23 protein-coding genes are annotated in these 26452 nt (G+C 62.9%); 7 read left to right on the top strand and 16 right to left on the bottom strand.

Annotated elements, in window-relative coordinates:
* The first annotated feature begins 2 nt into the window (after positions 1–2).
* On the top strand, positions 3–1355 hold the full coding sequence (locus tag TO66_RS15205) for a cytochrome c (protein WP_044463107.1): 1353 nt from the start codon (positions 3–5) through the stop codon (positions 1353–1355).
* Between the two features lie 68 nt (positions 1356–1423).
* Entirely contained in the window at positions 1424–2446 is a 1023-nt protein-coding gene (locus tag TO66_RS15200) for an XdhC family protein (protein WP_044463106.1), read from the top strand.
* A 28-nt stretch (positions 2447–2474) separates the two neighbouring features.
* Here the strand turns inward: TO66_RS15200 and TO66_RS15195 are convergent, their stop codons facing one another.
* Positions 2475–3113 carry a TetR family transcriptional regulator gene (locus TO66_RS15195; protein ID WP_044463105.1) on the bottom strand — a complete coding sequence of 213 codons (639 nt, stop codon included), beginning with the start codon at positions 3111–3113 and terminating at the stop codon, positions 2475–2477.
* A gap of 128 nt (positions 3114–3241) precedes the next feature.
* Here TO66_RS15195 and TO66_RS15190 point away from each other — a divergent pair, with 128 nt between their 5' ends.
* Positions 3242–3901 carry an O-methyltransferase gene (locus TO66_RS15190; protein ID WP_044463104.1) on the top strand — a complete coding sequence of 220 codons (660 nt, stop codon included), beginning with the start codon at positions 3242–3244 and terminating at the stop codon, positions 3899–3901.
* 90 nt (positions 3902–3991) lie between these two features.
* Here the strand turns inward: TO66_RS15190 and ppk2 are convergent, their stop codons facing one another.
* The 10 genes from ppk2 to TO66_RS15140 form a co-directional block, all read right to left on the bottom strand.
* On the bottom strand, positions 3992–4813 hold the full coding sequence (gene ppk2 / locus TO66_RS15185) for a polyphosphate kinase 2 (RefSeq protein WP_044463103.1): 822 nt from the start codon (positions 4811–4813) through the stop codon (positions 3992–3994).
* A gap of 254 nt (positions 4814–5067) precedes the next feature.
* A complete protein-coding gene (locus tag TO66_RS15180; protein ID WP_044463102.1) occupies positions 5068–6483 on the bottom strand; it encodes a TolC family protein in 1416 nt (471 codons plus the stop codon).
* Positions 6480–8651, bottom strand: coding sequence for a peptidase domain-containing ABC transporter (locus tag TO66_RS15175; RefSeq protein WP_044463101.1), 2172 nt, complete (start codon positions 8649–8651; stop codon positions 6480–6482). The genes TO66_RS15180 and TO66_RS15175 overlap by 4 nt, the downstream gene beginning before the upstream one ends.
* Before the next feature lie 9 nt (positions 8652–8660).
* The gene (locus TO66_RS15170; protein ID WP_082061170.1) at positions 8661–9917 is read right to left on the bottom strand and encodes an HlyD family secretion protein; all 1257 of its coding nucleotides are present in this window, start codon (positions 9915–9917) and stop codon (positions 8661–8663) included.
* A gap of 278 nt (positions 9918–10195) precedes the next feature.
* Complete coding sequence (locus tag TO66_RS15165; protein ID WP_044463099.1) at positions 10196–10420, bottom strand: hypothetical protein; 225 nt, start codon at positions 10418–10420, stop codon at positions 10196–10198.
* A 232-nt stretch (positions 10421–10652) separates the two neighbouring features.
* A complete protein-coding gene (locus tag TO66_RS15160; RefSeq protein ID WP_044463098.1) occupies positions 10653–12263 on the bottom strand; it encodes a gamma-glutamyltransferase family protein in 1611 nt (536 codons plus the stop codon).
* A 32-nt stretch (positions 12264–12295) separates the two neighbouring features.
* Positions 12296–13075 carry an amino acid ABC transporter ATP-binding protein gene (locus tag TO66_RS15155; RefSeq protein WP_044463097.1) on the bottom strand — a complete coding sequence of 260 codons (780 nt, stop codon included), beginning with the start codon at positions 13073–13075 and terminating at the stop codon, positions 12296–12298.
* Between the two features lie 2 nt (positions 13076–13077).
* Entirely contained in the window at positions 13078–13845 is a 768-nt protein-coding gene (locus TO66_RS15150; RefSeq protein WP_044463096.1) for an amino acid ABC transporter permease, read from the bottom strand.
* Between the two features lie 11 nt (positions 13846–13856).
* The gene (locus tag TO66_RS15145; protein ID WP_044463095.1) at positions 13857–14666 is read right to left on the bottom strand and encodes an ABC transporter substrate-binding protein; all 810 of its coding nucleotides are present in this window, start codon (positions 14664–14666) and stop codon (positions 13857–13859) included.
* 81 nt (positions 14667–14747) lie between these two features.
* Positions 14748–15416 (bottom strand): GntR family transcriptional regulator, encoded by a 669-nt coding sequence (locus tag TO66_RS15140; RefSeq protein ID WP_044463094.1) that lies wholly within the window; start codon positions 15414–15416, stop codon positions 14748–14750.
* Between the two features lie 368 nt (positions 15417–15784).
* Between TO66_RS15140 and TO66_RS15135 the strand changes: the two genes are divergently transcribed.
* On the top strand, positions 15785–16693 hold the full coding sequence (locus tag TO66_RS15135; RefSeq protein WP_044463093.1) for a LysR substrate-binding domain-containing protein: 909 nt from the start codon (positions 15785–15787) through the stop codon (positions 16691–16693).
* A gap of 86 nt (positions 16694–16779) precedes the next feature.
* Here TO66_RS15135 and TO66_RS15130 read toward each other — a convergent pair whose 3' ends face one another.
* From TO66_RS15130 to TO66_RS15115, 4 genes are all read right to left on the bottom strand, one after another.
* Complete coding sequence (locus TO66_RS15130) at positions 16780–17214, bottom strand: nuclear transport factor 2 family protein (RefSeq protein ID WP_044463092.1); 435 nt, start codon at positions 17212–17214, stop codon at positions 16780–16782.
* 222 nt (positions 17215–17436) lie between these two features.
* Positions 17437–19314 (bottom strand): Gldg family protein, encoded by a 1878-nt coding sequence (locus TO66_RS15125; protein WP_044463091.1) that lies wholly within the window; start codon positions 19312–19314, stop codon positions 17437–17439.
* Positions 19315–19324: 10 nt separating this feature from the next.
* Positions 19325–20059, bottom strand: coding sequence for an ABC transporter permease subunit (locus TO66_RS15120; RefSeq protein WP_044463090.1), 735 nt, complete (start codon positions 20057–20059; stop codon positions 19325–19327).
* The gene (locus tag TO66_RS15115) at positions 20056–20979 is read right to left on the bottom strand and encodes an ABC transporter ATP-binding protein (protein ID WP_044463089.1); all 924 of its coding nucleotides are present in this window, start codon (positions 20977–20979) and stop codon (positions 20056–20058) included. The genes TO66_RS15120 and TO66_RS15115 overlap by 4 nt, the downstream gene beginning before the upstream one ends.
* Positions 20980–21280: 301 nt before the next feature.
* Here TO66_RS15115 and TO66_RS15110 point away from each other — a divergent pair, with 301 nt between their 5' ends.
* Positions 21281–22324 carry a hypothetical protein gene (locus TO66_RS15110; protein ID WP_044463088.1) on the top strand — a complete coding sequence of 348 codons (1044 nt, stop codon included), beginning with the start codon at positions 21281–21283 and terminating at the stop codon, positions 22322–22324.
* Between the two features lie 84 nt (positions 22325–22408).
* On the opposite strand, the gene TO66_RS15105 is transcribed toward TO66_RS15110, so the two are convergent.
* Positions 22409–23182 carry an ABC transporter substrate-binding protein gene (locus TO66_RS15105; RefSeq protein ID WP_044463087.1) on the bottom strand — a complete coding sequence of 258 codons (774 nt, stop codon included), beginning with the start codon at positions 23180–23182 and terminating at the stop codon, positions 22409–22411.
* 427 nt (positions 23183–23609) lie between these two features.
* Here TO66_RS15105 and TO66_RS15100 point away from each other — a divergent pair, with 427 nt between their 5' ends.
* Positions 23610–24245, top strand: coding sequence for a histidine phosphatase family protein (locus TO66_RS15100; protein ID WP_256243652.1), 636 nt, complete (start codon positions 23610–23612; stop codon positions 24243–24245).
* Positions 24246–24557: 312 nt separating this feature from the next.
* Positions 24558–26213, top strand: coding sequence for a lipid IV(A) 4-amino-4-deoxy-L-arabinosyltransferase (arnT, locus tag TO66_RS15095; protein WP_044463086.1), 1656 nt, complete (start codon positions 24558–24560; stop codon positions 26211–26213).
* Positions 26214–26452: the final 239 nt, after the last annotated feature.

The raw sequence follows: 26452 nt of genomic DNA, 5'->3' as shown, positions 1-26452 counted from the left end.
CCATGAATAACAGCCGATTCGCCAGAACCGCAGGCTGGCTGGCCTTGCCGTGCCTCGTCGCGGCAGGCCTGCTGGCCTGGTATGTCACCCGCGAGCCTGCCTCGCCCTTCGAGCAGGAGCCGGCCGCGCAGGCCGGTTTCGACCCCGCACTGGTGAGCCGCGGCGAGTATGTCGCCCGGGTCAGCGACTGCGTGGCCTGCCACAGCCTGCCGGGCAAGACGCCGTTCGCCGGCGGCCTGGAAATGGCCACGCCGCTGGGCGCCATCCATGCCACCAACATCACCCCGGACCCGACCCACGGTATCGGCGCCTACAGCCTGGCCGACTTCGACCGTGCGGTGCGCCATGGCGTGGCGCCCGGCGGGCGCCGGCTCTATCCGGCCATGCCCTACCCGTCCTACGTCAAGCTCAGCGACGACGACATGCGCGCGTTGTACGCGTTCTTCATGAAAGGCGTGCAACCGGCCAGCGAGCCGAATATCCCCAGCGACATTCCCTGGCCGCTCAACCTGCGCTGGCCAATCGCGCTGTGGAACGGCCTGTTCGCGCCGACCACGCCCTACGCGGCCAAGCCCGGCGAAGATGCGCTGTGGAACCGCGGCGCCTATATCGTCCAGGGGCCGGGCCACTGCGGCAGCTGCCACACCCCGCGCGGCCTGGCGTTCAACGAGAAGGCCCTGGACGAATCCGGCGCGCCGTTCCTCGCCGGGGCCCTGCTCGACGGCTGGTACGCACCGAGCCTGCGCCAGGACCCGAACACCGGGCTGGGGCGCTGGAGCGAACCGGAGATCGTGCAGTTCCTCAAGACCGGGCGCAACAAGCACGCGGTGGTGTACGGCTCGATGACCGAGGCGTTCAACAACTCCACCCAGTTCATGGCCGACGAGGACCTCAACGCCATCGCCCGCTACCTCAAGTCGCTGCCCGGCGATCCGCAGCGCGACGGCACGCCCTGGCAGTACCAGGCCGTGTCCGCCGCGACCCGGCTGGACAGCCCCGGCGCCCACACCTACGTGACCCGCTGCGCGTCCTGCCATGGCCTGGACGGCCAGGGCCAGGCCGAGTGGATGCCGCCCCTGGCGGGCGCCACCTCGGCACTGGCCAGGGAAAACGCCTCGGCGATCAACATCACCCTCAACGGCTCGCAACGCGTGGTCGCCGCCGGGGTGCCGGATGCCTACCGCATGCCGGCCTTTCGCGAGCAGCTGTCGGACCGGGAAATCGCCGAGGTCCTGACCTTCGTGCGCGGCACCTGGGGTAATCAGGGCGGCGCGGTCGACCCGCAGGCGGTCGGCAAGCTGCGCGGGCATACCGACCCCGCCAGCAGCAGCCCGATCGTCCTGCACATGCGCTGAAAAGAAGGCGGCGGCCGCTCCGGGGGTTCCCGGATCGGCCGCCCCTTCCATGAACAACAGAGGTTCCCATGGAAAGCATCGATCTACTGGTCCTGAGTACCGCCCGCGACTGGCTCCAGGCCGGCCAGCGGGTGATGCTCGCCACCGTGGCCCGCACCTGGGGCTCATCGCCCCGCCCCGTGGGCTCGATGATGGCCTTGCGCGGCGATGGTCGGGTGGTGGGCAGCGTGTCGGGCGGCTGCATCGAGGACGACCTGATCCACCGCTACACCAGCGCCTACGAAGGCCACAGCCTGCCGGACGGCCCGCCGCAAGTGGTGCGCTACGGCGTCAGCGCCGACGAAGCCCATCGCTTCGGCCTGCCCTGCGGCGGCACCCTGGAGCTGATTCTCGAATTCACGCCGGCGAAGGAGGCCCTGGAGCAATTGCTGGCCCAGCTCAATGCCGGGCAACTGGTGCGCCGCCGCCTCGACCTGGGCAGCGGCGAGGTCGCCCTGGCCACCAGCGCCGCGCCGGAGCAGTTCTTCTTCGATGGCCAGCAGATGGTCAATACCCTGGGGCCCGGCTACCGCCTGCTGCTGATCGGCGCCGGCGCGCTGGCCGAATACCTGGCGACCATGGCGCTGTTCAACGGCTTCCGGGTGGCAGTCTGCGACCCGCGCCCCGAATACATCGGCGGCTGGAACGTGCCGGGCGTGGAGCAACTGGTGGGCATGCCGGACGACATCGTCCGCGACTTCGCCCCGGACCTGCGCAGTTGCATCGTCGCCGTCAGCCATGACCCCAAGCTCGACGACCTGGCCCTGCTCGAAGCGCTGCACAGCCCGGCCTTCTACATCGGCGCGATCGGCTCTCGGCGCAACAGCCAGCTGCGCCGCGAACGCCTGATCGAGCACTTCGGCGAGACCGAGGCCTCGCTGCAACGCCTGCACGGCCCGATCGGCATCTACATTGGCAGCAAGACCCCCGCCGAGATCGCCGTGAGCGTCATGGCCGAGATCCTCGCCGCCAAGAACAGTGTCGCCCTGCCCCGCGCCGCCGACATTGCCACGGCCAAACAGACCCGCGAGCAAGCCGCGTCCGTGGCCTGATCCGCCCGGGCCGTGGGGCAATCCACGCTCAGTCGCGGCGTTGCGCCAAGTGCGTGAGGTAGGCACAGAACATGTCCGCCATCGCATCGGCGTAGCGCTCGATCTCGGCCGCGCTGCGCGGGCTTTCGGAAAACTCCTTGCCCACGCTGCCGAGCGTGGCGGTGATCAGTTCACTGGCCAAAACGCGGCTCGCCTCGGGCGCCTCGGGCAGCGCCTGCGCCATGAATCCTTGGAAAATCCGCTCGCCCTGGGCCTTCACCGCCTGCGCTTCGGGGGCATCGCGGTACAGCGGCGCCGCATCGTTGAGCGCCACGCGCATGCCGGCTTCCGCGCACTCGGACTGGATAAACACCCGGACCAGCACCCGCAGGCGTTCCAGAGGCGCCCTGCGCGCATCCTCGAGAATGCTGCGCAGCATCTCGGTGGTCTGTTGCCACTCATCGCTTTGCAGCCGGAACAGGATCGCCGCCTTGTTCGGGAAATACTGGTACAGCGAGCCGATGCTGACGCCCGCCTTCTCGGCGACCCGCGCGGTGGTGAAACGCTGCGCGCCCTCCCTCGCCAAAACCTGAGTAGCGGCCTCCAGGATTGCCGCGACCAGCTCGGTCGAACGTGCCTGTTGCGGGGCCTTGCGCGAGGAAACCTGCGGGCTGCGGCGGTTGCTCATGCCGGCCGGACCGGGCCGCGGCCAATGCGAATAGCGGAGGCGATCAATTGCTCATACCCTGTGAATGCGACGAATTGATCGCATTTTAGTGACGCGCCGCAAGGCGTCAACCCAGGAGCTCAAGCCCAATGACCAGCACCCTGACCACCGCCCCGCTCGCCCGGTTGCTCGACCGCCTGTTCAGGCAGGCCCGCACCGCGACCAGCCCCACTGTCGCCGAGCTCTCCCGCGAGGAACGCGAACGGATGATGCACAGCAAGACCGAATACCTGGACTTCTATGGCCGCCTGAAGGACCTCTGGCTACCGGTTTCGCCCGAGACCGGCGGGCTGCTGTACATGCTGGCGCGCAGCACCCGGGCGCGGCACATCGTCGAATTCGGCACCTCATTCGGCATCTCGACCCTGCACCTGGCCGCGGCCCTGCGCGACAACGGCGGCGGCCAACTGATCGGCAGCGAATTCGAGGCCTCCAAGGTGGCGCGGGCGCGCGAGCACCTGCGCGAAGGCGGGCTGGATGACCTGGTGGACATCCGCCAAGGCGACGCATTGCAGACCCTCGCGGTCGACCTGCCCGAGACCATCGACCTGCTGTTGCTCGACGGCGCCAAGGCACTGTATGCCGACATCCTCGCCCTGCTCGAAAGCCGCCTGCGCCCGGGTGCGCTGATCGTCGCAGACAACACCGACTACTGCCCCGACTACCTGGAACGCGTGCGGTCGCCGGCCAGCGGCTACCTGTCCGTGCCCTTTGGCGGCGACGTGGAGTTGTCGATGCGGCTGGGTTGAGCCGGCCGCGCAACGCCTGTCGGCGCGGGCGCCGGCAGGGTCGGTGTCGAGGGAAAAGCCGCTATCGCAGCGTGCAATCGAGCCTCACGCTCAGAACTTCTCCGGAACCCTGCGCAATGGGTGATCCGACTCCTTGTAGCCCCCCGGTTTCTGGCGCTTGGGCAGCACGACTTTTTCCCGCGGGACTTTCTTGTAGGGAACGCGGCTGAGAAAGTCGGAAATGATGTTCAGGCGCGCGCGGCGCTTGTCGTTGGAATCGGCCACCAGCCAGGGGCCGTGCTCGGTGTCGGTGGCCTCGAACATCGCGTCGCGGGCCCGAGAGTAGTCATACCAGCGGCTGTAGGACTTGAGGTCCATGGCGCTCAGTTTCCAGATCTTGCGCCCGTCCTTGATCCGCGCTTCGAGGCGGCGGGTCTGCTCTTGCTGGCTGACCTCCAGCCAGTATTTGAGCAGGATGACGCCCGAGTCGACGATCGCCCGCTCCACCAGCGGCACCGCCTTGAGAAAGCTGGTGGCCTGCTCTTCGGTACAAAAGCCCATCACCCGCTCCACGCCGGCGCGGTTGTACCAGCTGCGGTCGAAGATCACCACCTCGCCCGCTGCGGGCAGGTGCGGCAAGTAGCGTTGCAGGTACATCTGGCTCTGCTCGCGCTCGGTGGGCGCAGGCAGCGCCACGACGCGAAACACCCGCGGGCTCAGGCGTTCGGTGAGGGCCTTGATGGTCCCGCCCTTGCCGGCGCCGTCGCGCCCCTCGAAAACGATGCAGATCTTGATGCCCTTTTCCTGCACCCACTCCTGCAGCGTCACCAGCTCGACATGCAGCCGGCGCAACTGCTCTTCATAGGCTTGTTTGCCGAGCTTGCCCCGCTCACCCGCGGCGCCCCTGGCGGCGCTCTTGTGGTTTTTTGCCATGACCAGAACCTCATGCGGCTTTCCATTGGTCGCGTGAGTCTAGTCGATGATTCGCTCGCGCCCTCAAGGCCTGCTGAGCTGGTTCAGTGCACCGCGATATGGGCAGCCGCGTGCAGTGTGACGGCGCCGTACAGCACGCCGGTTCGAGAGTGGCGCGCCGCATCCGCGTAGTCTGTGGCCACTCATCGCATGGCAGCTATAACAGGGCCACTGGCTTGTTCGTGACGTATTGGTACAACGAGCCGATGCCCGCCTTACCGTGTATCCACGGCCCAGAATCCTAGGCGGCCCAAGCCAACGGCCAGTCTCAACCGTGAACTCTGCCAACTACCAAGAGCCTGGGTATGCAACTCCTCGGCACTGGCATAGGCAGTCAGCGCATTAAGTAATTCGATCATGCTGCCAACCCCGGCGCGGTAACGCCCCTGTACCACATCCAGGGCTTGACGCGATTGCTCGACCAGTTCGCTGGTCTGGGCCAGGCTTCGCGTCTCGATACTCAGACGCTGGTAGTTATTCCAGACATCCAGCGAAACCTGTTGTTCGGTATCAGCCAGTTCAGAGCGCCGGGACTCGACCTGCGCCAACGCTCTACGGACTTGATAGCTACGGCTAAACCCATCGAACAGCGGAACATCCAGCTGCAGGCCGATACTCCTGTCGCGCTCACGGTAATCACCGTTATAGATTTCAGACTGGCCGACGCGGTTGTGGGCCAGATTGGCGGTCAGGCTCAGGCTAGGACGGCCAGCCGCGCGAGCTTCCTCCACCGAGGCTTCGGCAGCCTTGAACCGGGCTTGCGCCGCCAGCAGCGCGGGATGCTCGCGACGCGCCTCGGCCAACAACTTATCCACGGCCTTGGAAAAAAATGGATTGGGTAATGGGGCAAGATCCCCCGCTAACTTCAGCGGTGTTTCTGGCGACAACCCCATGCGCAGTGCGATGACGCCCAGAAGTTGTCGCAGATTACCGATATCCCGTACCTCGCGCAGCCGTGCCTGGGACAGCGCGGTCTGCGCCTGCAACTGATCCGATAACGCCGCTGCGCCGGCCTTGTACTTGGCGTCGGCAGCTTCAAGGTTCTGTGCTGCCAGTTCCGCGACCTGACGTGACGCGGCGAGATTACGTTGCGCAGCCAAGGCGTCGTTGTAGGCCTGGGCCGCCACGGCAAAGGCATTTTGCAGTGTCGCATCCTGAGTGGCGTTGGCGGCCATCAGCATTTGCCTGGCATTCTGCAAGGCGGCACCTCGCCGACCGAAGTCGAACAGCACCCAGCTCAGGGTGAAATTGGCGCCCGCCAGTTGGCGACGACCATTGACGGAAACAGACTCCTCTTTCCTCTCATTGATATTGCGGCTCCAGTCCAGGCGTCCATCCAGACGAGGCAAATAGGCCGCATGACTGACGCCCACCGTCGCCGCCCGGGCCTTGGCGTCGGCCCATGCAATGCGGACCTGCGGATCGTGACAAAGGATACGGCTGACCGTCTCCTCTAGAGATAACTGTTCTGGCAGATTCCCGAAATGACAGGGTCGCGAGGTGTGATCGACGTCATACACCGCCTCTCCAGTCACCGAGGTTGTGGTAGCAAATACGTCAGGTTCGTGAGCCAACGCCGCAACCGGCCCCCATGCCAGCCAGGCCAACAGTGCGAAATGGTGCCGCTTCATATCGGTTTCCAAGCGACATCGGCCTTGGTGGGAGGCTGCGATCCTGGCTCTTTCCGGGCGCGCTCATCGCGTACCACCTTTCCGTCATCCAGAACCACGACCCGATCAGCACAGGCAATGGTTTGCGGACGGTGAGCAATCATGATGCGGGTAATGCGCAGCCCCCGAATCGCTTCGTTGACCATTTGTTCGCAACGGACATCAAGGTGACTGGTAGCCTCGTCAAGGAAGAGAATTCTCGGCTTCTTGTACAGGGCGCGAGCCAGCATGACTCGCTGCTTCTGCCCGCCGGAAAGCACAGTACCCATTTCACCGACCAGGGTGTTGTAGCCCATTGGCATGCTCTGTATGTCGTCATGGATCGCGGCCATTCGGGCGCATTCGATCAGCCACGGCATGTCAACGCTGGAATCGAAAAAGCTGATGTTCTCCAATAACGAGCCGGCGAAAAGCACATCGTCCTGCATCACCGTGCCGACCAGTTCGCGCAGGCCATCCAGCCCCAGGTTCGAAAGCTCCAGGCCCGCCACCCGGACCTGGCCCTCGCTCGGTGGCAGAATGCCAAGCAAGATGTTGAACAAGGTGCTCTTACCGCAACCGGACGGACCGACGATGGCCACGGACTCCCCATCGGCGATTGCCAGGTCGAGGCCATCCAGAATCCAGGGCTCATGCTCGGCGTATCGGTAGCGGAGCCCACGGACCTCCAGGCTGGCCGGACGCCGCCGAAGATCGTCTGGCGCAATCTGGGTCAGTTCCTCCTCCGGTGGCTGGAGAACGATGTCAGCCAGGCGTTCACCTTGCAGCTGAAGCATGCGCAATTCGAAGACTTTATCGATCAGGCTGGCGACCCGGCCGCTGAACTGCAATTTGTAGGCGTTGAACGCCATCAACACACCGACGCTGAACTGGCCATCCATCACCAGAGTTGCCCCTAGCCAGATCACCAACAGGTTCTCTACTCCAAAAAACAGCCCATTCATCTGTTGATAGAACAGTTGCAGCTTCTGTGTACGTAGTCCGGCGTTTATTTGTTCGACCAATAGGCTGAGCCAGACTGAGCGACGTTCCTCTTGCCGCTGGAACAGCTTGAGTGGACGGATTCCTCGCACGGTCTCCAGGAAATGGCTCTGCTGGCGAGCAGCATGCACGATCTGCTCTTCCGTGGCGTTGCGTAACGGGCGATACCAGGCCCAGCGGCCGATGGCATACAGGCTCATGGCAGCGATGGAAATAGCTGCCAGCATTGGACTGTAGAGCAGCATCATGGCCAGCGTGGCGACACTCATCAGGCCGTCGAGAATCACCGTCAGGAAGGCGCCAGTGAGAGATTGCTGAATGTTGTCTACGGAGCCAAAGCGCGAAACCACGTCACCGAGATGGCGTTTTTCAAAGTACTGGATCGGCAGCCGCAACAGATGGCTAAACACATTGGCCCGCCATTGCATACTCAACAGGGTGCTCATATACATCAACACCCAGGCGCGTACCCCGCTGACGACTTGTTGCATCAACAACAGCAGACCGAACCCCAAGGCCAGGGTAGTCAGCAGGTCACGATCCTCACTGACAATGACGTTATCCAGAGTCCACTGCAGGAAGAACGGGCTGACCAGGGCAAACAGCTCAAGAGCGCCAGACAGCAGCAGTAACTGCGTCAGAGAACGATATAGCCCAGTGACGCGCCCCATCAAACCCAACAGTCTGATGCGCGGCTTGGCAACCTGCTTCTCGAAACCACGATCGGGCCAAAGCTCCATGGCCACTCCGGTAAAACTGCGCGATGCCTCATCCAGGCTCAAATGGCGCAATCCACGGGCGGGATCGTGAAGTGTGATACCGCCGGCATCAACCGACTTCAGTACCACAAAATGGTTGAAGTCCCAGTGCAGCAGGCAAGGAAGCTCCAATTGGCCAAGTTCTGCCAGCGATACTTTTACCGGACGGGCTCCTAACCGCATCTGCTGCGCAATCTGAATCAGTTGTTTAAGAGAAGCGCCCTTGAGCGACACACTGAAACGTTGCCGCAACCCCATCAAGTCAGTGTGGTAACCGTGGTAGGTCGCGATCATCGCCAGGCACGCCAGGCCGCATTCAGTAGCTTCGGTCTGCAATATCAGCGGCAAGCGCCGGCCGATACGCAGCGCGAGAGCGGCGGTAAATGCCATCGAGGATTCCTAGAGTTTTCCGGTAAGGCTGTAAAGCGGTTCGAGTACCCACTCATAAAGCCGACGAGTGTCTTGAAGGATGTCGGCATCGAGCAACATGCCGCTTTGCAATGTTCGCGGTGTGCCATAAGCCATCACCTCTTGCTTATCGAGGCTGACCTGCAGTCGGTACAACGGCTCGCCATCTCCGCTCGCTCTTGGCAAGCCACCGATGATGCTGGCGAGTTCAACGGAGGACATGCTGGTATGCGAGATGGAGCGCACATGCCCTTTGTATTGGCCAAATTTCTGATAGGGATAGGCTTGATAGCGGATCAGCACCGAGTCGCCCGGCTTGATGAAGCCGATGGCTTTGCTGGGGGCGTAAAGCTCTGCCTGCAAGGGCGCATCGACAGGAACGATGCTCAATGCAGGTCGAGAGTTGTCCACGCTCTGGCCGATTTCGGCGAGCACGGCGGTGACGACCCCGGTTTCCGGGGCCGTGATCAATACGCTGCGCTTGGCCTCGCTTTCCAGCAGATTCTCTTCAATGGCAGAGAGTTGGCGCTGGAATTCGGCTTGCTGGTTGGCGTGACGGGCATCCAGGCCAGCCAACTCATTGCGGCGTTCAGTCAATTGCTGTAGCAGAGTTGTGCGCTCACGAGCCAATCCCTGGAGAGTCTGGCGCTGCCCCAGCAACTCGGCCTGGCGCTGCTGAAGTTGATCGACCGAGATATAGCCTTTCGACATGAGCCCCTCGTAACGCCGCGCGGCATCGCTGGATAGCTCCACCAACTGATGCTGGCTGTCCACCTGTTCGGCCAGCATTGTCAATTCACGTTGCAAGCTAGTGATTTTGTTATTCAGGCTATCGCGCTCGTCCGCTTGCAATCGACGGACCTTTTCCAGTTCGTCGTTCAGCGAATCACGGCGACGTTCGAGTTGGCGGCTGATGTTCGCTTGCACAGGACTGGCATCCGCGCTGTAACGTTCGCTGGAAACCCTTAGCAAAGGAGCTCCGCGCTTGACCCATTGACCTTCCTGCACCCATTTTTCGCAGACGATGCCTGTCTGGGGAATGTATACCTTGACCAAACCACTGACCGGGGCCAACTGGCCACTGACGGTACTGCGCTTGGTATAACTAGCAAAAACGAATACGGCTACCACCGACGCTGCCAGTGTCATGGCCAGGAAAGTGAGGAACGTGAACGAGGTGGGGCGGATTAATACGATATTGCCCAACCAACTGGTTTGTCGGGCCTCCAGCGCCTCTTGGCGGAACAACGACGTATCAGTCATTGCATTGAAACGCTGCGATCAATAATGCAAGGAGCGGCAACCATGTTCTGAAAACAGCAAGCAGGAATATGCAAGTTCTGCGCTGTAGGAAATCTCAGGGGGATCAAAATTTCCCAACACCTGATGCAGTCAATCTGTAATACCGCCAAGTTAGAGGCTACCCAAGTAATCAATCTGCAAAAAACAAAGAACGCCAGAAAAACCTGGCGTTCAAAGCGATGACTAATCGCTTTTTATTAACAAAGCGACTTAGCTTGACTTATTCAGTTGAACGGCCAGCCAGCCCAACCGGTGGTTACCTGAATACCGACACCATTTTTACCTTCGGAACCGATACCGATGCCAATACCAACGCCATTGCCCGGGTTACTCCCGGTGTTGTTCTTGATGACGCCGCTCAAGTCCGCACCGGGCACCACTTTCACGCCGCCGATGGTAAGACCCGCACCCGATACTTCTTCGATTTCAACAGCATTCAAATCACGCATTTGGCTTTCTCCAACTATTACATTAACTTTCTCGACATCAAACAAAACAACTATTCGCACTTCAAGAAAGCTATTACCCGCATGGATACGGGGCGTAAAATTTAGTTAGCTCAACATAAAATCACCATCAGATAAATCTGAACAATTGATCGCTTTTTCTTATCAATACAGATATTGAGTTTGTCCAGAGAATAATTCTCCTGACAACGATCACCCTCGCCTTTCACCGCCCTCAGAACACCGCGATATGCGCGTCCGTCCGCGGCTCGGTGCCGCCGCACAGCACGCCGGTTTCCGGGTTGCGCAGGATGATCTGGCCGCGCCCGTAGCTGCTCAGGTCGCAGGCCACCTGCACCTGATGGCCGCGCCGCGCCAGTGCCGCGCTGAGGTCGCGCGAGGCCGGCTGCTCGATGCCGACCCGCAACCCGCCCAGCCATTGCCAGCGCGGAGCGTCCAGCGCGGCCTGCGGGTTGAGGCCGAAGTCCAGCAGGTTCATGACCATCTGCACATGCCCCTGGGGCTGCATGTAGCCGCCCATCACGCCGAACGGTCCCAGCGGCACGCCGTCCTTGCTGAGAAACCCCGGGATGATGGTGTGGAAGGTCTTCTTGCCCGGTGCCAGGCAGTTGGCATGGGCCGGGTCGAGGCTGAATTCCTCGCCGCGGTTCTGCAGGGCAATGCCACTGTCGGGCAGGACCACGCCGGAACCGAAGCCGTGATAGTTGCTCTGGATAAACGACACCATGTTGCCCTCGGCGTCGGCGCTGGCCAGGTAGACCGTGCCACTGGCCTGCGGCTCGCCCGGCTGCGGCGCCATCGCGCGCTCACCGATCAGGGCCCGGCGCCGGGCCGCGTAGCGGTCGCTGAGCAGGTCTTCCACCGCGACCCGCATGTGCGCGGGGTCGGTGATGTAGTGCAGGCCGTCGCTGTAGGCCAGCTTCATGGCTTCCAGCTGGCGGTGCCAGGTCTGCTGGCTGTCGCGGTGGTCGAAGGCGAAGCCTTCGAGGATTTTCAGGGTCATCAGGGCCACCAGGCCCTGGCCGCTGGGCGGGATCTCCCAGACGTCATGGCCGCGGTAACTGATCCTGATCGGCTCGACCCACTGTGCGCGGTAGCCCTGCAGGTCGCTGGCACGCAGGTAGCCGCCGGTGGCGCGCGAATGCGCGTCGAGGCGTTGCGCCAGGGCGCCGCGATAGAAACTTTCGCAGGCGGTGGCGGCGAGCTCCTCCAGGGTCCTGGCTTGCGCCGGGTTGCGGAACAGCTCCCCGGCCCGGGGCGCGCGGCCGTCGATCAGGAAGGTGGCGAACCAGCTGTCGAGCACCGCATCGCGGTCCGGGGTGAAGTCCTGCAAGGCCGACTGCCATTGCAGGGCCACCACTGGCGACACCGGGAAGCCATCGCGCGCCAGGGCGATGGCCGGCTGCAGCAGCTCGGCGAACGGCAGGCGGCCGAAGCGTCGCGACAGCTCGGCCCAGGCCGACGGGCAGCCGGGAACCGTGACCGGCGTCCAGCCATGCAGCGGCATGCGCTCGTGGCCGGCGGCCCTCACCGCTTCGATGCTCAGGGCCTGGGGCGCCGCGCCGTTGGCGCTCAAGCCGTGCAGGCGGTCCTGGGTCCAGACCAGGGCAAAGGCGTCGCCGCCGATGCCGCAGCCGGTGGGCTCGACCACCGTCAACGCGGCCGCGGTGGCGATCGCCGCATCGATCGCGTTGCCCCCGCGACGCATGATGTCGATCCCGGCCTCGGCGGCCAGCGGTTGCGACGCCGCGACCATGCCGCGCCGGGCGAACACGCTTTGCCGCTGCGAAGCGTAGGGATACTCGTGGGCAGAAAACTTGAACATGGCAGTACTCGCTTCAAATGGATATCCGGGGCTTACAGCACCCGACTGAGAAAGGCCCGGGTCCGGGCGTGACGCGGCTGGCTGAAGATCTGCTCGGGCGGGCCCTGTTCGATCAGCTCGCCCTGGTCGAGCACCACCACCCGATCGGCCACTTCGCGGGCAAAGCCCATTTCATGGGTGACCACCACCATGGTCATGCCCTCCTGCGCCAATTCCTTCATGACTTGCAGCACCTCGCCCACCGTTTCCGGGTCGAGGGCGCTGGTGGGCTCGTCGAACAGCATCGCCTGGGGTTTCATCGCCAGCGCCCGGGCGATGGCCACCCGTTGCTGCTGGCCGCCGGACAACATCGAGGGGTAATGGCCGGCCTTATCGGCCAGCCCTACCCGTTCGAGCAGCGCCCGGGCCTGTTCCAGCGCCGCCGCACGCGACACGCCGAGCACCTGGATCGGCGCTTCGATGATGTTTTCCAGGGCCGTCATGTGCGGGAACAGGTTGAAACGCTGGAATACCATGCCGATGTCGCGGCGCTGGCGGGCGATGTTGCGTTCCGCATCGCGCACCAGGCGGCCGTCGGCCCGGGTGCGATAGCCCATGGGCCGGCCGGCGACGCGGATCTGCCCGGCCTGGATGTCTTCCAGCAGGTTGATGCAGCGGATGAAGGTGGTCTTGCCGGAGCCGGAAGCACCGATCAGCACCACCACTTCGCCGCGCCGCACTTGCAGGGAAATGCCCTTGAGAATCTGCAGGTCGCCGAAGGACTTGTGAACATCCAGCGCTTCGATGACCAGTTCTTCGCTCATGTGCGCCATGTTCAACGTCCTCTCAGCAGTTTCAGGGGGCCACGCCCGAACAGGCGGCTGGCCGCCGGCAGCGGCCGTTCGGATTGGCCGAAGCGCTGTTCGAGCCAACGCTGGAAGAAGCCCCAGAGCGTGGTCAGCGCCAGGAAGTAGAGAGCCACCACCAGGTACAGCTCGAACACCCGGAAGGTCGCCGAGGTCACCATCTGCGTGCTGAGCAGCAGTTCCTGGACGCCGATCACGCTGACCAGCGTGGTGTTCTTGAGCATCACGTTGAACTCGTTGCCCAGCGGCGGCACGATCACCCGGAACGCCTGGGGCAGCACGATGCGCCGCATCAGCTTGGCGAAGGTCATGCCCAGGGAGCGCCCGGCTTCGTACTGCCCCTTGTCGACCGCGCCGATGCCGGCGCGGATGATCTCGGCCATGTACGCGCCTTCGTTGAGGCCCAGGGCGATGATCGCCGCCTGGATATTGCCGGGGATCACCAACCAGCCCAGGTCCAGGTCCTCGAAGCGGAAAATCCCCCCGGCCGCCAGCGCGGTGTAGAGGAACACGATCTGCACCAGCAGCGGCGTGCCGCGCATCAGCCACACATAAAAGCGCACCGGGTACTGCAACAGCGGGTTGCCCGACAGCTTCATCAGCGCCGCCAGCAGCCCCAGCACGCACCCCAGGAACATGGCGCACACGCTGATCAGGCAGGTCAGCGCGAGCCCTGTCAGGTAGACATCGCTGGGCTGCAACAGGTACTGCCAGAACACATCCCAATTGAAGTTCATGGCGTGCGCCCTCAGTCCAGTTTGTCGCCGCCGACATGCCATTTATCCAGCAGCGCGGCGTAGCTGCCGTCGGCGCGCATGTCGTGCAGGACCTGGGTCAGGGCCGCGCTCAGCTGCGCATCCTGCTTGCGCACGCCGAAGCCGGTGAGGATCCGGTTGAACGCCGGCACCGCCGGCTGGAACAGGTCCGGTGCCAATTGCTGATAGTGGCCGGCGGATTCGACGGTGGTGCCGAAGGCGTCCACCTGGTTGATCCGCAGCGCCTGGAAGGCGTCGGCGTCGACGTTGTAGACCACCAGTTTCATCGGCGGCTTGCCGGCTGCCACCAGCTTGTCGTTCTCGGCGCCGAGCAGCAGGCGGATGGTCGAGCCGTTGCTCACCGCGACCTTGAGCCCGGACAGATCCTCAAGGGTGTTCACCGCTTTCGGATTGCCCTTGGGCACCACGATCGACTGGCTGGAATACATGAAGTTGACGATGTCGATCACTTCCCGGCGCTCGGGCTTGTCGAACAGTTGGTCGACGATCATGTCGCACTGCTGCGCCAGCAGCGCCGGGATCAGCCCGGCGAACGGCGAGATGCGCCATTCGACCTGCTTGCCGCCCAGGCGCTGGGCGATTGCCTGGCCCATGTCCACCTGCAGCCCCACCGGTTTCTGTTGCGTGTCGAACGACACCAGCGGCGGCGAATCCATGCCCGAGCAATAGACGATCTTTTCGCTGCGGGCCAGGCGCTCCGGCAGCTCGGGGGTGGCATGCGCCCACGGCAGACAACACAGACTCAAGGTAAAAGCGGCAACGGACGCGCAAGGCTTGTGCATGGCATTACTCCAGTCATGTCGGGTAACAGGGGGAACGGCTCCGGCCCGCCGCGGGCATGGGCCCGCGATGGCAGCCGGTTTTCAGCGATGGGCCTCCAGGAACTGGATCAGTCGCGGAATGGTGCCCTCGATGTGTTCAGAGACCACCCGCGCCGCCTGGTCCGGATCGCCGGAGCGCAGCGCGGCGATGATCGAGGCGTGTTCGTCGCGCGCACTGCGCGGCTTGTCGGCGTGTTGCAGCCACAGGCGCATGTGCGGCTCGATCACCGAGTACAGCGCCGAGATCTGCCGCATCAGCCGCGGACGTTCGCTCAGGCTGCACAGGTATTCATGGAAGGCGCGATGGCGGCCGACCCACTCGGCGCCGTCTTCGCGGTAGTCGTCCATGTCGTCGAGCAAGCGCTCCAGTTGGCTGAAATGGCGCTCGCCGATCTTGCCCACCGCCACGCGGATCGCCAGGCCTTCGAGGGCGCTGCGCATTTCGAAGACTTCGCGCATTTCCTCGATGTCCAGGCCACGCACGATGGCCCCGCGATTGGGGCGCAGGGTCACCAGGCCATCGGCATCCAGGCGCCGGAACGCCTCGCGCACCGGCATGCGGCTCATGCCGATTTCGCTGGCGATATCCTCGGCGATCAGCCGCTCGCCGGTACGCCAACGCCCTTTGCAGATCCCTTCCAGCAGAAAGTTGTAGGCCTCCTCCTCCGCGGTCACGGGCTGGCGCTCGGTATAGGCTGGGGCGAATTTCATCGGCGGCACCTTTTGTATTTTTGTATCCAATTATCCATAAAGCCAAAAAAAGCACATTGCATGCCAGGCTCCCGGGCTTTTTTCCAGGTGCTTGATTCAGTGGGTGTTTGCGGGATCGAGAAGATTGACGAGGAAGATCGGCAACCGGGACAACGAGTGAAATCGCCCCAGGACGGGGCTGATCGGGCACCCAGAATGTGCGCGTGGTAACACCCGGTGCAGGCCCGGCCTGTCGGCTCCAGTGTTCCACTGGCGTAACCAGCAGCGGCCGCCAGGGCGATCAGGCCACCACCTTAATCAGCAGCCTTGGGTGTCGGTAGTCATTGATTTAGACTTCAGCGTCTTGTTATTGGAACAATTCGCTGTCGATGATCGACCTCAACGAACTCTTTCTTTACGCCAAGGTGGTCGAGCACAGCGGTTTCGCGGCCGCCGGCCGGGCGCTGAACATGCCCAAGTCGACCTTGAGCCGCCGGGTCAACCAGCTGGAAACCCGCTTGGGGGTGCGCTTGATCCAGCGTTCGACCCGGCAGTTCCAGGTCACCGACATCGGCCAGTCCTACTACCGGCATTGCGTCGCGATGATGGCCGAGGCCGAGTCGGCCGAAGACCTGATCGAGCAGAACCGGTCCGAACCCCGGGGCATGGTCCGGCTCAGTTGCAGCACGCCGCTGCTGAACTACTGGATGGCGCCGCGACTCGGCCGGTTCATGGCCCAATACCCCGCCGTCGAGCTGTATGTGAAGAGCTATAACCGCCGGGTCGACATCATCAGCGAAGGTTTCGACATCGCCCTGGGGCTGTCCTTCCCGCCCCTGGACGACAGCGAACTGGTGATGAAGGTGCTGGGCCCGAGCCCGCAGGTACTGGTGGCGAGCCCGGCCTTTATCCAGCGCCATGGCCCGCTGCGCACACCCGCGGACCTGGCCGGCCTGCCCAGCGTCGCCTGGGCCAACGCCGGGCAGGCCAACCACTGGTGGCAATTGCGCAACGCCAGCGGCGCCACGGCCCAGGTCACCCTGGCGCCGCGCTTGCTCAGCGACGATATCTCGGTGCTCAAGAGCGCCGTGCTCGAAGGCGCGGGGATCGCCAACCTGCCCTGTACCGTGGTCCGCGACGAACTGGCCAGCGGTCAGTTGCAGCGGCTGCTGGAAGACTGGGAACCCACGGGCGGGGTCATCACCGCGGTCTTTCCATCGCGCCGGGGCCTGCGCCCCTCAGTGCGCACCCTGATCGACTTTCTCGCCGCGTCCTTTGTCCAGGAACGCGATAGCTGAGGGCACAGCAGCTTGTCTGCGGATCGTCGGCAATCCCACGAAAACGGGCGCCTGTCAGGGCGCCCGTGCTATCGACCGTCAGTGATTCAACTCGACGCCCTGCTCGCCGCCAGGTAAGGCGCCAGGCGCCGGCCCATTTCCTCGCCGAGCGCCTGCAAGGCGCTCATGGGCCGGACCATCACCTCGAACTCGACGATCTTACCGGCTTCGTCGAAGCGGATCAGGTCGATGCCCTTGAGCTGGCGATCGCCGACCCGCGCACTGAATTCCAGCACCACGTTCAAACCGTCGGCGGTGGCCAGTTCGCGGTGATAGGTGAAGTCGGCGAAGACCTGGCTCACGGTATTGAGGATGGTCGAGACCACCGGCGCGCCCGGATAGGGCGTATGGGCCATGGGCGAACGAAACACCACGCCGGGAGCCAGCAGCTCGGGCAGGCGGCTCAGGTCGCCCGCGGCGAGCATGGCATGCCAGCGTTGCAGGGAAGCGGCGGCCTGGGGGTGCAGTTTCAGATCGGACATCTTGTGCTCCTGTCGCTTGTTGTTGTCGGACTTGGGAGATGGGCATCGGTGATGCGCGCCCACCACCTTAAGCGCCAGCGACGGCCCCCAACAATGATCGCAAGTGACACTTGGTTGATCGCAACGAGCAATCGGCATGGCGGTCGAACCCGGCGAGCAGTACGAGCATCCCGTTCGACCGCCCTGTGCCGTCCCCTCCAGGGACAGCACAGGCGTCACAAGCTAGGCCGCTGGAGAGCCGGCGGCCAGCGCGGCCTTGCGCGAGGCCGCGTGCTTGCGTCGCAGGTAGCGCACGGCCCAGACCAGCAGCATGCACAGGCTCACCAGCAACGGCATCAGGGCAATGTTGACGATCTTCAGGTTCCGCCCCAGTTGGTCGATGTCGGCGTTCAACTGGTACTGCACCTCGCGCAGCTCCTTGCGGATGCGGGATTTCTCCTGCATGAACTGGCGCACCGTCGCCTGTTGTTCGGCGCTGAGCGACTGGCTCTTGGGCGAGGCTCCCTGCAACTGCTGCAACTTGGCTTCGGCTTCCTCCAGGCTTTCCTCGAGGGCCAGGCGCTTGGCCCTGAAGCTGGTCTCGGCCTCGCGGCGCAGTCGTTCCACGACCACGAACGGCCGGCTGTAAGGACCGCGCGAACGCAGGCTGTTCAAGGCATCCGAACCGGCCAGGTTGTCCAGCGCATTGAGCACGAAGGAGGCGTTGTCCGCCCATGGCCGCGGCGCCGTGCGGCCATTGATGTCCTCGGTGCCGAGCCACATGCGGTCGCTCAACAGGTCGGTATCGGCCACCACCAGCAGATTGACCTGCTGCGCCTGCTTGAGCCCGTCCTTGCGCCCGTCGATACCCTCGGCGAACGCTGACTTGACCGGGCCCTGCACGCGCGCCGCAATCACATAGCGCTGGCCGGGCTGGGCCAGGTCGCGCAGTGCCTGCTGCTGGTCGGCCGGCTTGTCGAAACGGTCCGCCTCGAACGGCTTGGCCGAGTCCGAGGTGGACAGCAGCGCGGTGAACTGCGTGCTGGCCCCCGCCACCGGTTCGAGGATGCCGGCGGTGCTCAGGGCGATGAATTCCAGCCCGCTGGTACTCGGGTCTTCCTGGCTCATGGCCGCTTGCGGCACGCCGATGGTGAAGGGGCGCGGCAACGCCGGCTCGCCCTCCTTGGCGCTGTCGAACAGGGCATAGAGGTTGTCGCCCAGCACCTTGCCCGGCTGCAGATGGAGGCCCCAGGCCTTGAACAGCGGCTCCAGGCCCGAGGACTTGTCCTTGCTCTGCACACCGAAGTATTCCTCGCCGCTGTCCTGTTCGCTGTAGGGGTCGACAAAGGCGAGCAACCGGCCGCCGCGCAACACGAACTGGTCGATGGCGTACAGGGTCGGCTGCGACAGCTTTTTCGGGTGCAGCAGCATCAGCACGTCGACGTCGCCGGGGATGTCCCGGGTGTCCGTCTTGAGTTCTTTCAGGTCGTACTCCTGGCGCAGCTCCCGGAGGATCGCCCAGGGCTCGGTCTTGCGCTGGGTCCGGACGTCGAAGCCACCGTTCGCCGGCAGGCTGCTCAGCAGCCCCAGGACCGGCCGCTGCGGATGGGCCAGGGTCTGTATCAGGCGGCTGATGTCATATTCGAGCAACTCCTCCTGGTCCGGGGCGAAGAACGGAATGACCTGCGCATTGTTCTGCGCGTCGGTGCCGGCCAGGCCGAAGAACACCGGCGCCCCGCCCTGCCCCAGCGCCAGGGCCTCCAGGCCGAATGCGCCGGCCTTGTCCTCTTCTTCGGAAAACGGCAGCGGGTCGATGACATGCAGGCGAATCTTGCCCGCAGACTCCTGTTCGTAGACCTTGAGCAACTCCTGGACCCGCACGGCATAGCTGCGCAGCGGCGCGAGCTCCTTCGCCTCGCTGTTGGAGAAGTAGAAGTTCAGGTCCAGCGGTTCCTTCAGCTCGGCAAGGATCTGCCGGGTGCCGGCGCTGATGGAATAGAGCTTGTTCTGGGTCAGGTCCAGGCGAACGCCCGTGAGCAACAGGCCTGAGGCCATATTGAAGGCCAGGAACAGCACGGCGATGAGCAACAGGCCGGTGCCGGAATACAGAATGCGTTTCATGGAATTGTCCTTATTCGGCCTTCTTCAGGTTGACGGTCACGACAGTGGCCAGCAGCCAGGCGACGATCACGCTGATGAAATAGAGCGGGTCGCGCAGGTCGATCAACCCCTTGCTGATAGCGCTGAAATGTGTGAGCAGGCTCAGCGAGGCGAACAGGTCCAGCAGCCATTGCGGCGCCCACGGATTGAGCGCATCCAGCACCAGGGAGAAACCGCAGGCGACGAACAGGAAGCACATCATGAAGGCGAGGATCAGGGCGATCACCTGGCTCTTGGCCATGGCCGACATGCAGGAACCGATCGCCAGGTAGGCACCCGCGAGCAGCCAACTGCCCAGGTAGCCGGCCAGGATCGCGCCGTTGTCCGGGTTCCCCAGGTAGTTCACCGTCAGCACCATGGGCAGGGTCAGCAACAAGGTGACGCCAGCGACCACCCAGGCCGCGAGGAATTTGCCGAGCACGGCCTCGAAGCAGCTCACCGGCAAGGTCATGAGCAATTCGATGCTGCCCGACTTGCGCTCCTCCGACCACAGGTGCATCGCCAGGGCCGGCAGCAGAAGCAGGTAAAGCCAGGGATGAACGTCGAAGAACGGCACCAGGTCCGCCTGGTTGCGTTCGTAGAAGCTGCCCAGGTAGAAGGTGAAGATGCCCGACAGCACCAGGAAGATCTCGATGAACACGAAGGCCAGCGGTGTGGCGAAGTAGCCGCCCAGCTCGCGCTTGAAAATGACCGGTAGCTGCCTCATGCCGACTCTCCCCGCGTCAGGGTCTGGAACACCTCGTCGAGGCGCCCTTGCTCCAGCTCCAGGCGTTTCATCTTCCAGCCGCGCGCCGTGACCAGTGCGTTGACATGGGGGAAAATCACCTCGCCGGGCCGGGCCAGCAGCGTCAGGCTGCCCTCGGCCGGGTTCTCCTCGACGCCCGCCACGCCCGGCAGCACCACCAGGGCCAGCAGGTCCAGCGGTTCGTCGGCCTGCAGGGTCACCGCCTGGCGATAGCGGGAACTGCGCTCCAGCTCATGCGGCGTGGCGTCGGCCAGGATGCGGCCGTTGCTGATGATCAGGGCGCGGTTACACATGGCCGACACCTCTTCGAGGATATGGGTCGAGATGATCACGATCCGGTCCTCGCCCAATCCCTGGATCAGCTGGCGAACCTGCTGCTTCTGGTTCGGGTCGAGCCCGTCCGTGGGCTCGTCGAGGATCAGCACCTGCGGGTCGTGCAAGATCGCCTGGCCCAGGCCGACCCTGCGGGTAAAGCCCTTGGACAAGGTCTCGATGCTCTGCCGCCGGACATCGCCCAGCTCCAGCATGTCCAGCACCCGGTCCACCCGTTCGCGCTTCTGCTTGCCGCGATAGCCGCGAATGCTGGCAATGAACTCGAGAAAGCCCTGTACCGCCATGTCGCTGTAGCAGGGAGCGCCCTCGGGCAGGTAGCCCATGTGGCGCTGGGCGTGGCGGGTCTGGGTGCGGATGTCGAAGCCCAGGACGCTGGCGGTACCCGAGGTCGGCGTGAGGAAGCCGGTAAGCATTTTCATGGTGGTGGATTTGCCCGCGCCGTTCGGCCCGAGAATCCCCAGCACTTCTCCCGGGCCGATATGACAGGACAGATCGTCGACCGCGACCTGCCCGGAAAAAGACTTGGTTAACTTGGATATTTCGATCATGGCGGTCCAGGTTCGACAAGATAAGACTGAGATGAATAACCGAGGGCCGTTCATACTCAGCGCAAGATCGGGAAATGGATAATGCAGTACAGACTAAACAACTGTTTACTGCCCTTATTTAATAGGGGCGACACGATACACGCTGGCATTTATATAAAAGATGCGAATTCATCCGAACAGGATATTTCTATAGAAATATAGGATTTATCCTTTTTAGCCAAAGCATTGCTCTTAAAGCCTGTCGCTATAGTTTGCGAGTACTCTACGGCGCATATTCTTAAATGAGCCTACAGGGTGACACATGCTCTTGCGCACTATCTACATTCAGAACAAGGAACAGGAACTGCTGACCGCCGCGTTGCTCTGCAGCTTTTCCGTTCCGGACTCGGGCCGGAACTTTGTCGCCTATAGCCTGAACGAAAGCATCGATGAGAATAACTTGCGGGTCTATCTCGCCCTGTTGTTCAACGAAGGCGGCAATTACCGGGTCGGCGCGCTGGACGCCGATGCCGACAGCCACCTGGCGATCAAGGTGTTCAGCCAGATCCTGCGGGAAGCCGCCACCGGCGAGCACCGTGACAACGATGTGGGCTATCACCTGGTCGACCTGAACAAGAAGCCCCTGGCGCCCGCCTCGGCCACGGAACACCGCATGTTGAGCGTGAAGAAGGAGTGGGTCGCCAAGCTGCTGAACTTCCAGGCTTCGGCTCACTATGGCCCCGCGGTGGAGTACTCGCCGATGCTGGTGGTCATCGACGACGAGAAACTCGACGAGAAGCTCAACGCCGTGATGGCCCAGGCCAGCGAGCCGGAGCCGGCAGCGCCTGTCGAAACCCGCTACGCCGACACCGGCCCGATCCCCGCCCCAGCTCCCGTTCCCGCTCCCGCCGAGAAGCCGAAAACCGAGCCCCAGCACGAAGACTGGCCTTTCCCGGGAACCGACCCGGTGCAGTTCCTGCAGGATATCGAGGCGAGCCTGCAAGAGTTCTCCGGCATCGCCCAGAAGCTCACGCAACAGAAACAGCAGAGCCAGGCGCAGATGGAGACCCTGGGCTCCAAGGAGCGCCAGCTGCAGGAGAAAGAACAACGAATAGAACAGAAGGAAGAGCAGTTGCTGCAACTTGAAGAACAACTGCAGCAGGCGCGCAAGTCCGAAAGCACGATAAAGGCGCAACAGCAGGCGCGTCAGGCCGAACTGGATGCACGCGAAGATGTATTGCAGCGAAAGGCCTCGGAAATGGCCGAGCACTTCAAGAAGCTCAGCGATGCGCGGGACAACTTCCACAACATTCTGAAAAGTCTCAACGACATTATCCCGGCCAGCGAGACGATATCGCCCAAGTAACTTCCATTCGACGAAATATCACCTCAGTGCTCCTGCCCATGTTCAAGCCCGAACAGCAGGAGCACAGCACTCAAGTTGCCAGGCCTATTTCTTTCTCGCCAACTTGCCATTCAAATAATGGTGTTTCACTTTCTCGATATAACCGTCATTGCGCATCGTCTCGATGGTCTTTGCCACGCTGCCCACAAGATCGGCGTCACATACCCTGGAGCAGGCCAGGTAAAGGTCATGGCTGACCATGGGTGGGCTCATCAGCAATGGCCGGTTGGAGACATGCTCCCAGATGTACCGGCTTTCCTGAACGCCGTTGAACCAGGCGTCCACCCGCCCCTTCAACAGTAGCTGCGCGGGGTTCTCGCCGATCTTGACGGCATAGATCTGTTCCCGGGCGAACCCCTTGCTGCGCAGGATCTCTTCCTGCGCGCTGCCCAAGCCGACGGCAATGACCTTGTAGCGCTGCCGGGCTTCTTCGAAACTCGCCACCTTGTGTTCGAGGCTGAAGAACGCCCTGTCCATACGCATGATCGGCGCGATCCAGGTAAAGCGGCCTTCTCGCTCGGGGGTACGGCTGAGCGGCGCGATGAGAACGTTGTCCTTTTCAGTGGCGTATTTCTGCGCGCGGGCCCATGGCAGGGCCCTGACTTCGCTGGTGTAGCCGGATCGCCTCAGCGCCTGTAGCACCACATCACCGACGATGCCATGCCGCCCGCCTTCGCTGGCGATCGTCAGCGGTGGCGCTTCCGGGATCAGGAACTCGACGGTTTCCTTCGCCCGCAGCTCCGGCGCGATGAGGATGAGCCACGGCAGTAGCAAAGAAATGAATGACGACACGCTTTTGGCTGGTGTTGTTCTGATCACACAGCGAGCCTCCCTGGGGCCATATCGTTGGAGGGGTCGAAGCTCGGACCACGCAGCCTGCGACGAGCGGGAAAACGTCCATTCCAGGTCTTTTCCCACGCATTCACATGACTGTAGGGCGGGTTCGAGACGCAGGAATGGGTTATCGAGTACAGCATGATTCGCGAATCCTGCAATTATGGCGCGCAACTTTCAACAACTAATCTCGAGCCAGAAACATAGCCAGCAAGCTAACTAATCACCTCGAAACGATAACGATTCGCTCAATAAATAGTTGTTGAAATTTTCACATCCGCTTCACCTGCCACTCCCTAGATTCGCGGCAACCTTGGAACTGCAGTGCTTTTTCTTCGGCTTGCTCTTACTTGGTGTGCCTTGCCGGCGCAATGAATCTTATCGGTCGTATTGGCGGCCCGGTGGTGAATCTGTGGTAGCGCGTATCGCAATCAAAGGGCTGTTCCCCCGGCTGGTGCTGCTGGCCCTCGCGGGTGCCTTGCTCGCGGGCTTCATGTTATGGCCACGGTCGCCGCTGGACCTGGCCAGCGCCGCGGACCTGCGAGCTTCCGGGCTCGTCGAGCAATGGCGGGCCGGCAACGTGGTGGTGCTGGTGCGCCATGTCGAGCGTTGCGATCGCTCGCCCCATCCCTGCCTGGGGCCGGCGGATGGCATCACGCGCCTCGGAAGCGAGGCCGCCATCCACCTGGGCGTCGCCTTCAGGACCCTGGGCATGGAGCGTACCGATGTGTTGAGCAGCCCCCTCACACGTACCGCGCAAACGTCGGCCGCCATGTTCGACCACCCGGCGATCAGCCAGGAATGGCTGGCCAGTTGTGGCAAGCCCCTGCGTGACGATGTCGTCGCTCACAAGTCGCCGCACCACAACCTGCTGCTGGTGACCCATAGCGGTTGCATCAGCGACTTTGAAAGCCAGACCGGTTTCAAGCATGCCCACGCCAGTGAGTACGGCAGCGCCCTGTTCGTTTCCGTGATGGCGGGCCAGGTAAAAGTATTGGGGGTGGTCAATGAACAAAACTGGTCATTGTTGCTGAACAGCACGTTGTAGGTTTTTTCCTACCTATTTTTCAGGTTGCCCGTCCGAGGAAAACCCACTAAAAGCTTGCCCCGGAATTAATAAGTTACTTGTTTGTTAATTCGCTCACTGGACGGCAGCGCTTTTTTAGCTTGAATACGCATCAGCCTGGTCTTGGTAACTAACCGAAACTTTGCCAGGCGCATCTAAATAATAAATAGAACGTTGACCTGCCATCAGGAGCCCAGGGATGTTGTTACGCGCCAGTTTCCGCTGTTCATTCAGCCAGCCAGTCGTTTATCGGCCGGAACCTACGCATGAGGTTTGCCGCGGGAGTCGTCGTCCATGATCCGACGCTCGACCCTGCCGCTGATGCTCCTGGCTTTCGCCCTGTGCTTCTACCTGTTGCCCCTTGGCTTCCATGGCCTGTGGATTCCCGATGAAACCCGCTACGCGCAGATCAGCCAGGAGATGCTGCTCGGCGGCGACTGGGTTTCGCCGCATTTCATGGGGATCCGCTATTTCGAGAAACCCATTGCAGGCTACTGGATGATCGCCATCGGCCAGGCCGTCTTCGGCGACAACCTGTTCGGCGTGCGTATCGCCTCGGCGTTCAGCACCGGCCTGAGCGTGGTACTGGCCTACCTGATCGCCCGGCGCCTGTGGCGGGACCCGCGCAAATCCTTTGCCGCCGCCCTGCTGTACATGAGTTTCGGCCTGATCGCCGGGCAAGCGGGCTACGCCAACCTCGACCCGCAATTCACCCTGTGGGTCAACCTCAGCCTGGTGGCCCTGTGGTTCGCCATCGATGCGGCCACCACCCGGCAACGGCTCCTGGCCTGGGCAGTGGTGGGCATCGCCTGTGGCTTCGGCTTCATGACCAAGGGGTTTCTCGCCTGGCTGCTGCCGGCCCTGATCGCCCTGCCCTACATGATCTGGCAACGACGCCTGGGCGAGCTGTTGCGTTACGGCCCGCTGGCGATACTGGCGGCGTTGCTGGTCAGCCTGCCCTGGGTCGTGCAGATCCATGCCCAGGAACCGGACTACTGGCGCTTCTTTTTCTGGCACGAGCACATTCGCCGCTTCGCCGCCGAGGACGCCCAGCACACCCGCCCATGGTGGTTCTACCTGCCGCTGCTGGTGGTCTCCAGCCTGCCCTGGGCCGCCCTGCTGCCGTCCACCCTGGGCCAGGCCTGGCGGCAGAAACGCGAGGCCGGCATCGGCTTCCTGCTGCTCTGGCTGGTCTTGCCGCTGGCGTTCTTCAGCCTGTGCCGGGGCAAGCTGCCCACCTACATCATGCCGTGCCTGCTGCCCCTGGCGCTGCTGATGGGCCACACCCTGATCGAACGCTTGAACCAGGCTCGCGGCCGGGTCCTGCGCATCAATGGCTTGCTCAATGTCGGCATCGCCCTGGTGGCGCTGGGAGCGCTGATCTACCTGCAGATCACCCGGCCGGTGTATGGACAGGCCGAGATGTTCAGCCTGTCCCTGGGCTATATGGTGCTGATGGGCTGGATCATCGCCAACGCCCTGCAAGCCCTGCGCCCACTGGCCTTGTGGGCGACGCCCGCGCTGGGTATCGGGCTGCTGGTGGCGCTGCTGCCGGCGGCGATGCCCGCGCATATCGTCGCCAGCAAGATGCCGGACCAGTTCATCGCCGAACATCAGCAGGAACTGAGCCAGGCCAGCCGCTTGCTGAGCAACGACCTGGGCGCCGCCTCGGCACTGGCCTGGCGCCTTCAACGACCGCAAGTGGACCTGTACAACACCGTCGGCGAGCTGAAGTACGGCATTGCCTACCCCGATTCGGCGGCCCGCGCGGTCGACCTCGCCGGGATCCAGCAATGGATGGCCGAAGCCCGCAAGCAGGGCCCGGTGGGAGTAGTGATGCGGGTCAACAGTGCCGACGAGGAGCGCGAAGTCGAGTTGCTGCCGCTGGACGGCAAACGTTACAAGCGCGGCAACCTGACCATCCTGATCTTTCCCCGGAGTCCGTCTTGAGCCTTTCTGCCGCTGCGCGCCCCGGCCGGGTGCGCTCTGCCGGCGAAAAAACTGAACCCTGGCTGTCTGTTTCGCAGATAAACGCAGCCTTGCCCTGTTTTTCATATTCGTTTCACATTTTTCCGCTTAATCTCGGGCCCTCGAAACCCGCGACCAGGATTGCGACTATTCCTGGCAAGCCCGTGGGACAGCTCTGAAATTGCCCATAACACGTTGATCCGCATTTACTTTTTTTCACT

It is taken from the genome of Pseudomonas sp. MRSN 12121, assembly GCF_000931465.1.
GTDB lineage: Bacteria > Pseudomonadota > Gammaproteobacteria > Pseudomonadales > Pseudomonadaceae > Aquipseudomonas.
The sequence above is the reverse complement of the archived record's forward strand: the minus strand, read 5'-3'. Positions and strand labels throughout refer to the sequence as shown.

What these genes read in the sequence shown, in the direction of transcription:
- TO66_RS15205 (WP_044463107.1), top strand. Translation starts at nt 3, where the DNA reads ATGAATAACAGCCGATTCGCCAGAACCGCAGGCTGGCTGGCCTTGCCG.
- TO66_RS15200 (WP_044463106.1), top strand. Translation starts at nt 1,424, where the DNA reads ATGGAAAGCATCGATCTACTGGTCCTGAGTACCGCCCGCGACTGGCTC.
- TO66_RS15195 (WP_044463105.1), bottom strand. Translation starts at nt 3,113, where the DNA reads ATGAGCAACCGCCGCAGCCCGCAGGTTTCCTCGCGCAAGGCCCCGCAA.
- TO66_RS15190 (WP_044463104.1), top strand. Translation starts at nt 3,242, where the DNA reads ATGACCAGCACCCTGACCACCGCCCCGCTCGCCCGGTTGCTCGACCGC.
- ppk2 (WP_044463103.1), bottom strand. Translation starts at nt 4,813, where the DNA reads ATGGCAAAAAACCACAAGAGCGCCGCCAGGGGCGCCGCGGGTGAGCGG.
- TO66_RS15180 (WP_044463102.1), bottom strand. Translation starts at nt 6,483, where the DNA reads ATGAAGCGGCACCATTTCGCACTGTTGGCCTGGCTGGCATGGGGGCCG.
- TO66_RS15175 (WP_044463101.1), bottom strand. Translation starts at nt 8,651, where the DNA reads ATGGCATTTACCGCCGCTCTCGCGCTGCGTATCGGCCGGCGCTTGCCG.
- TO66_RS15165 (WP_044463099.1), bottom strand. Translation starts at nt 10,420, where the DNA reads ATGCGTGATTTGAATGCTGTTGAAATCGAAGAAGTATCGGGTGCGGGT.
- TO66_RS15160 (WP_044463098.1), bottom strand. Translation starts at nt 12,263, where the DNA reads ATGTTCAAGTTTTCTGCCCACGAGTATCCCTACGCTTCGCAGCGGCAA.
- TO66_RS15155 (WP_044463097.1), bottom strand. Translation starts at nt 13,075, where the DNA reads ATGGCGCACATGAGCGAAGAACTGGTCATCGAAGCGCTGGATGTTCAC.
- TO66_RS15150 (WP_044463096.1), bottom strand. Translation starts at nt 13,845, where the DNA reads ATGAACTTCAATTGGGATGTGTTCTGGCAGTACCTGTTGCAGCCCAGC.
- TO66_RS15145 (WP_044463095.1), bottom strand. Translation starts at nt 14,666, where the DNA reads ATGCACAAGCCTTGCGCGTCCGTTGCCGCTTTTACCTTGAGTCTGTGT.
- TO66_RS15140 (WP_044463094.1), bottom strand. Translation starts at nt 15,416, where the DNA reads ATGAAATTCGCCCCAGCCTATACCGAGCGCCAGCCCGTGACCGCGGAG.
- TO66_RS15135 (WP_044463093.1), top strand. Translation starts at nt 15,785, where the DNA reads ATGATCGACCTCAACGAACTCTTTCTTTACGCCAAGGTGGTCGAGCAC.
- TO66_RS15130 (WP_044463092.1), bottom strand. Translation starts at nt 17,214, where the DNA reads ATGTCCGATCTGAAACTGCACCCCCAGGCCGCCGCTTCCCTGCAACGC.
- TO66_RS15125 (WP_044463091.1), bottom strand. Translation starts at nt 19,314, where the DNA reads ATGAAACGCATTCTGTATTCCGGCACCGGCCTGTTGCTCATCGCCGTG.
- TO66_RS15120 (WP_044463090.1), bottom strand. Translation starts at nt 20,059, where the DNA reads ATGAGGCAGCTACCGGTCATTTTCAAGCGCGAGCTGGGCGGCTACTTC.
- TO66_RS15115 (WP_044463089.1), bottom strand. Translation starts at nt 20,979, where the DNA reads ATGATCGAAATATCCAAGTTAACCAAGTCTTTTTCCGGGCAGGTCGCG.
- TO66_RS15110 (WP_044463088.1), top strand. Translation starts at nt 21,281, where the DNA reads ATGCTCTTGCGCACTATCTACATTCAGAACAAGGAACAGGAACTGCTG.
- arnT (WP_044463086.1), top strand. Translation starts at nt 24,558, where the DNA reads ATGATCCGACGCTCGACCCTGCCGCTGATGCTCCTGGCTTTCGCCCTG.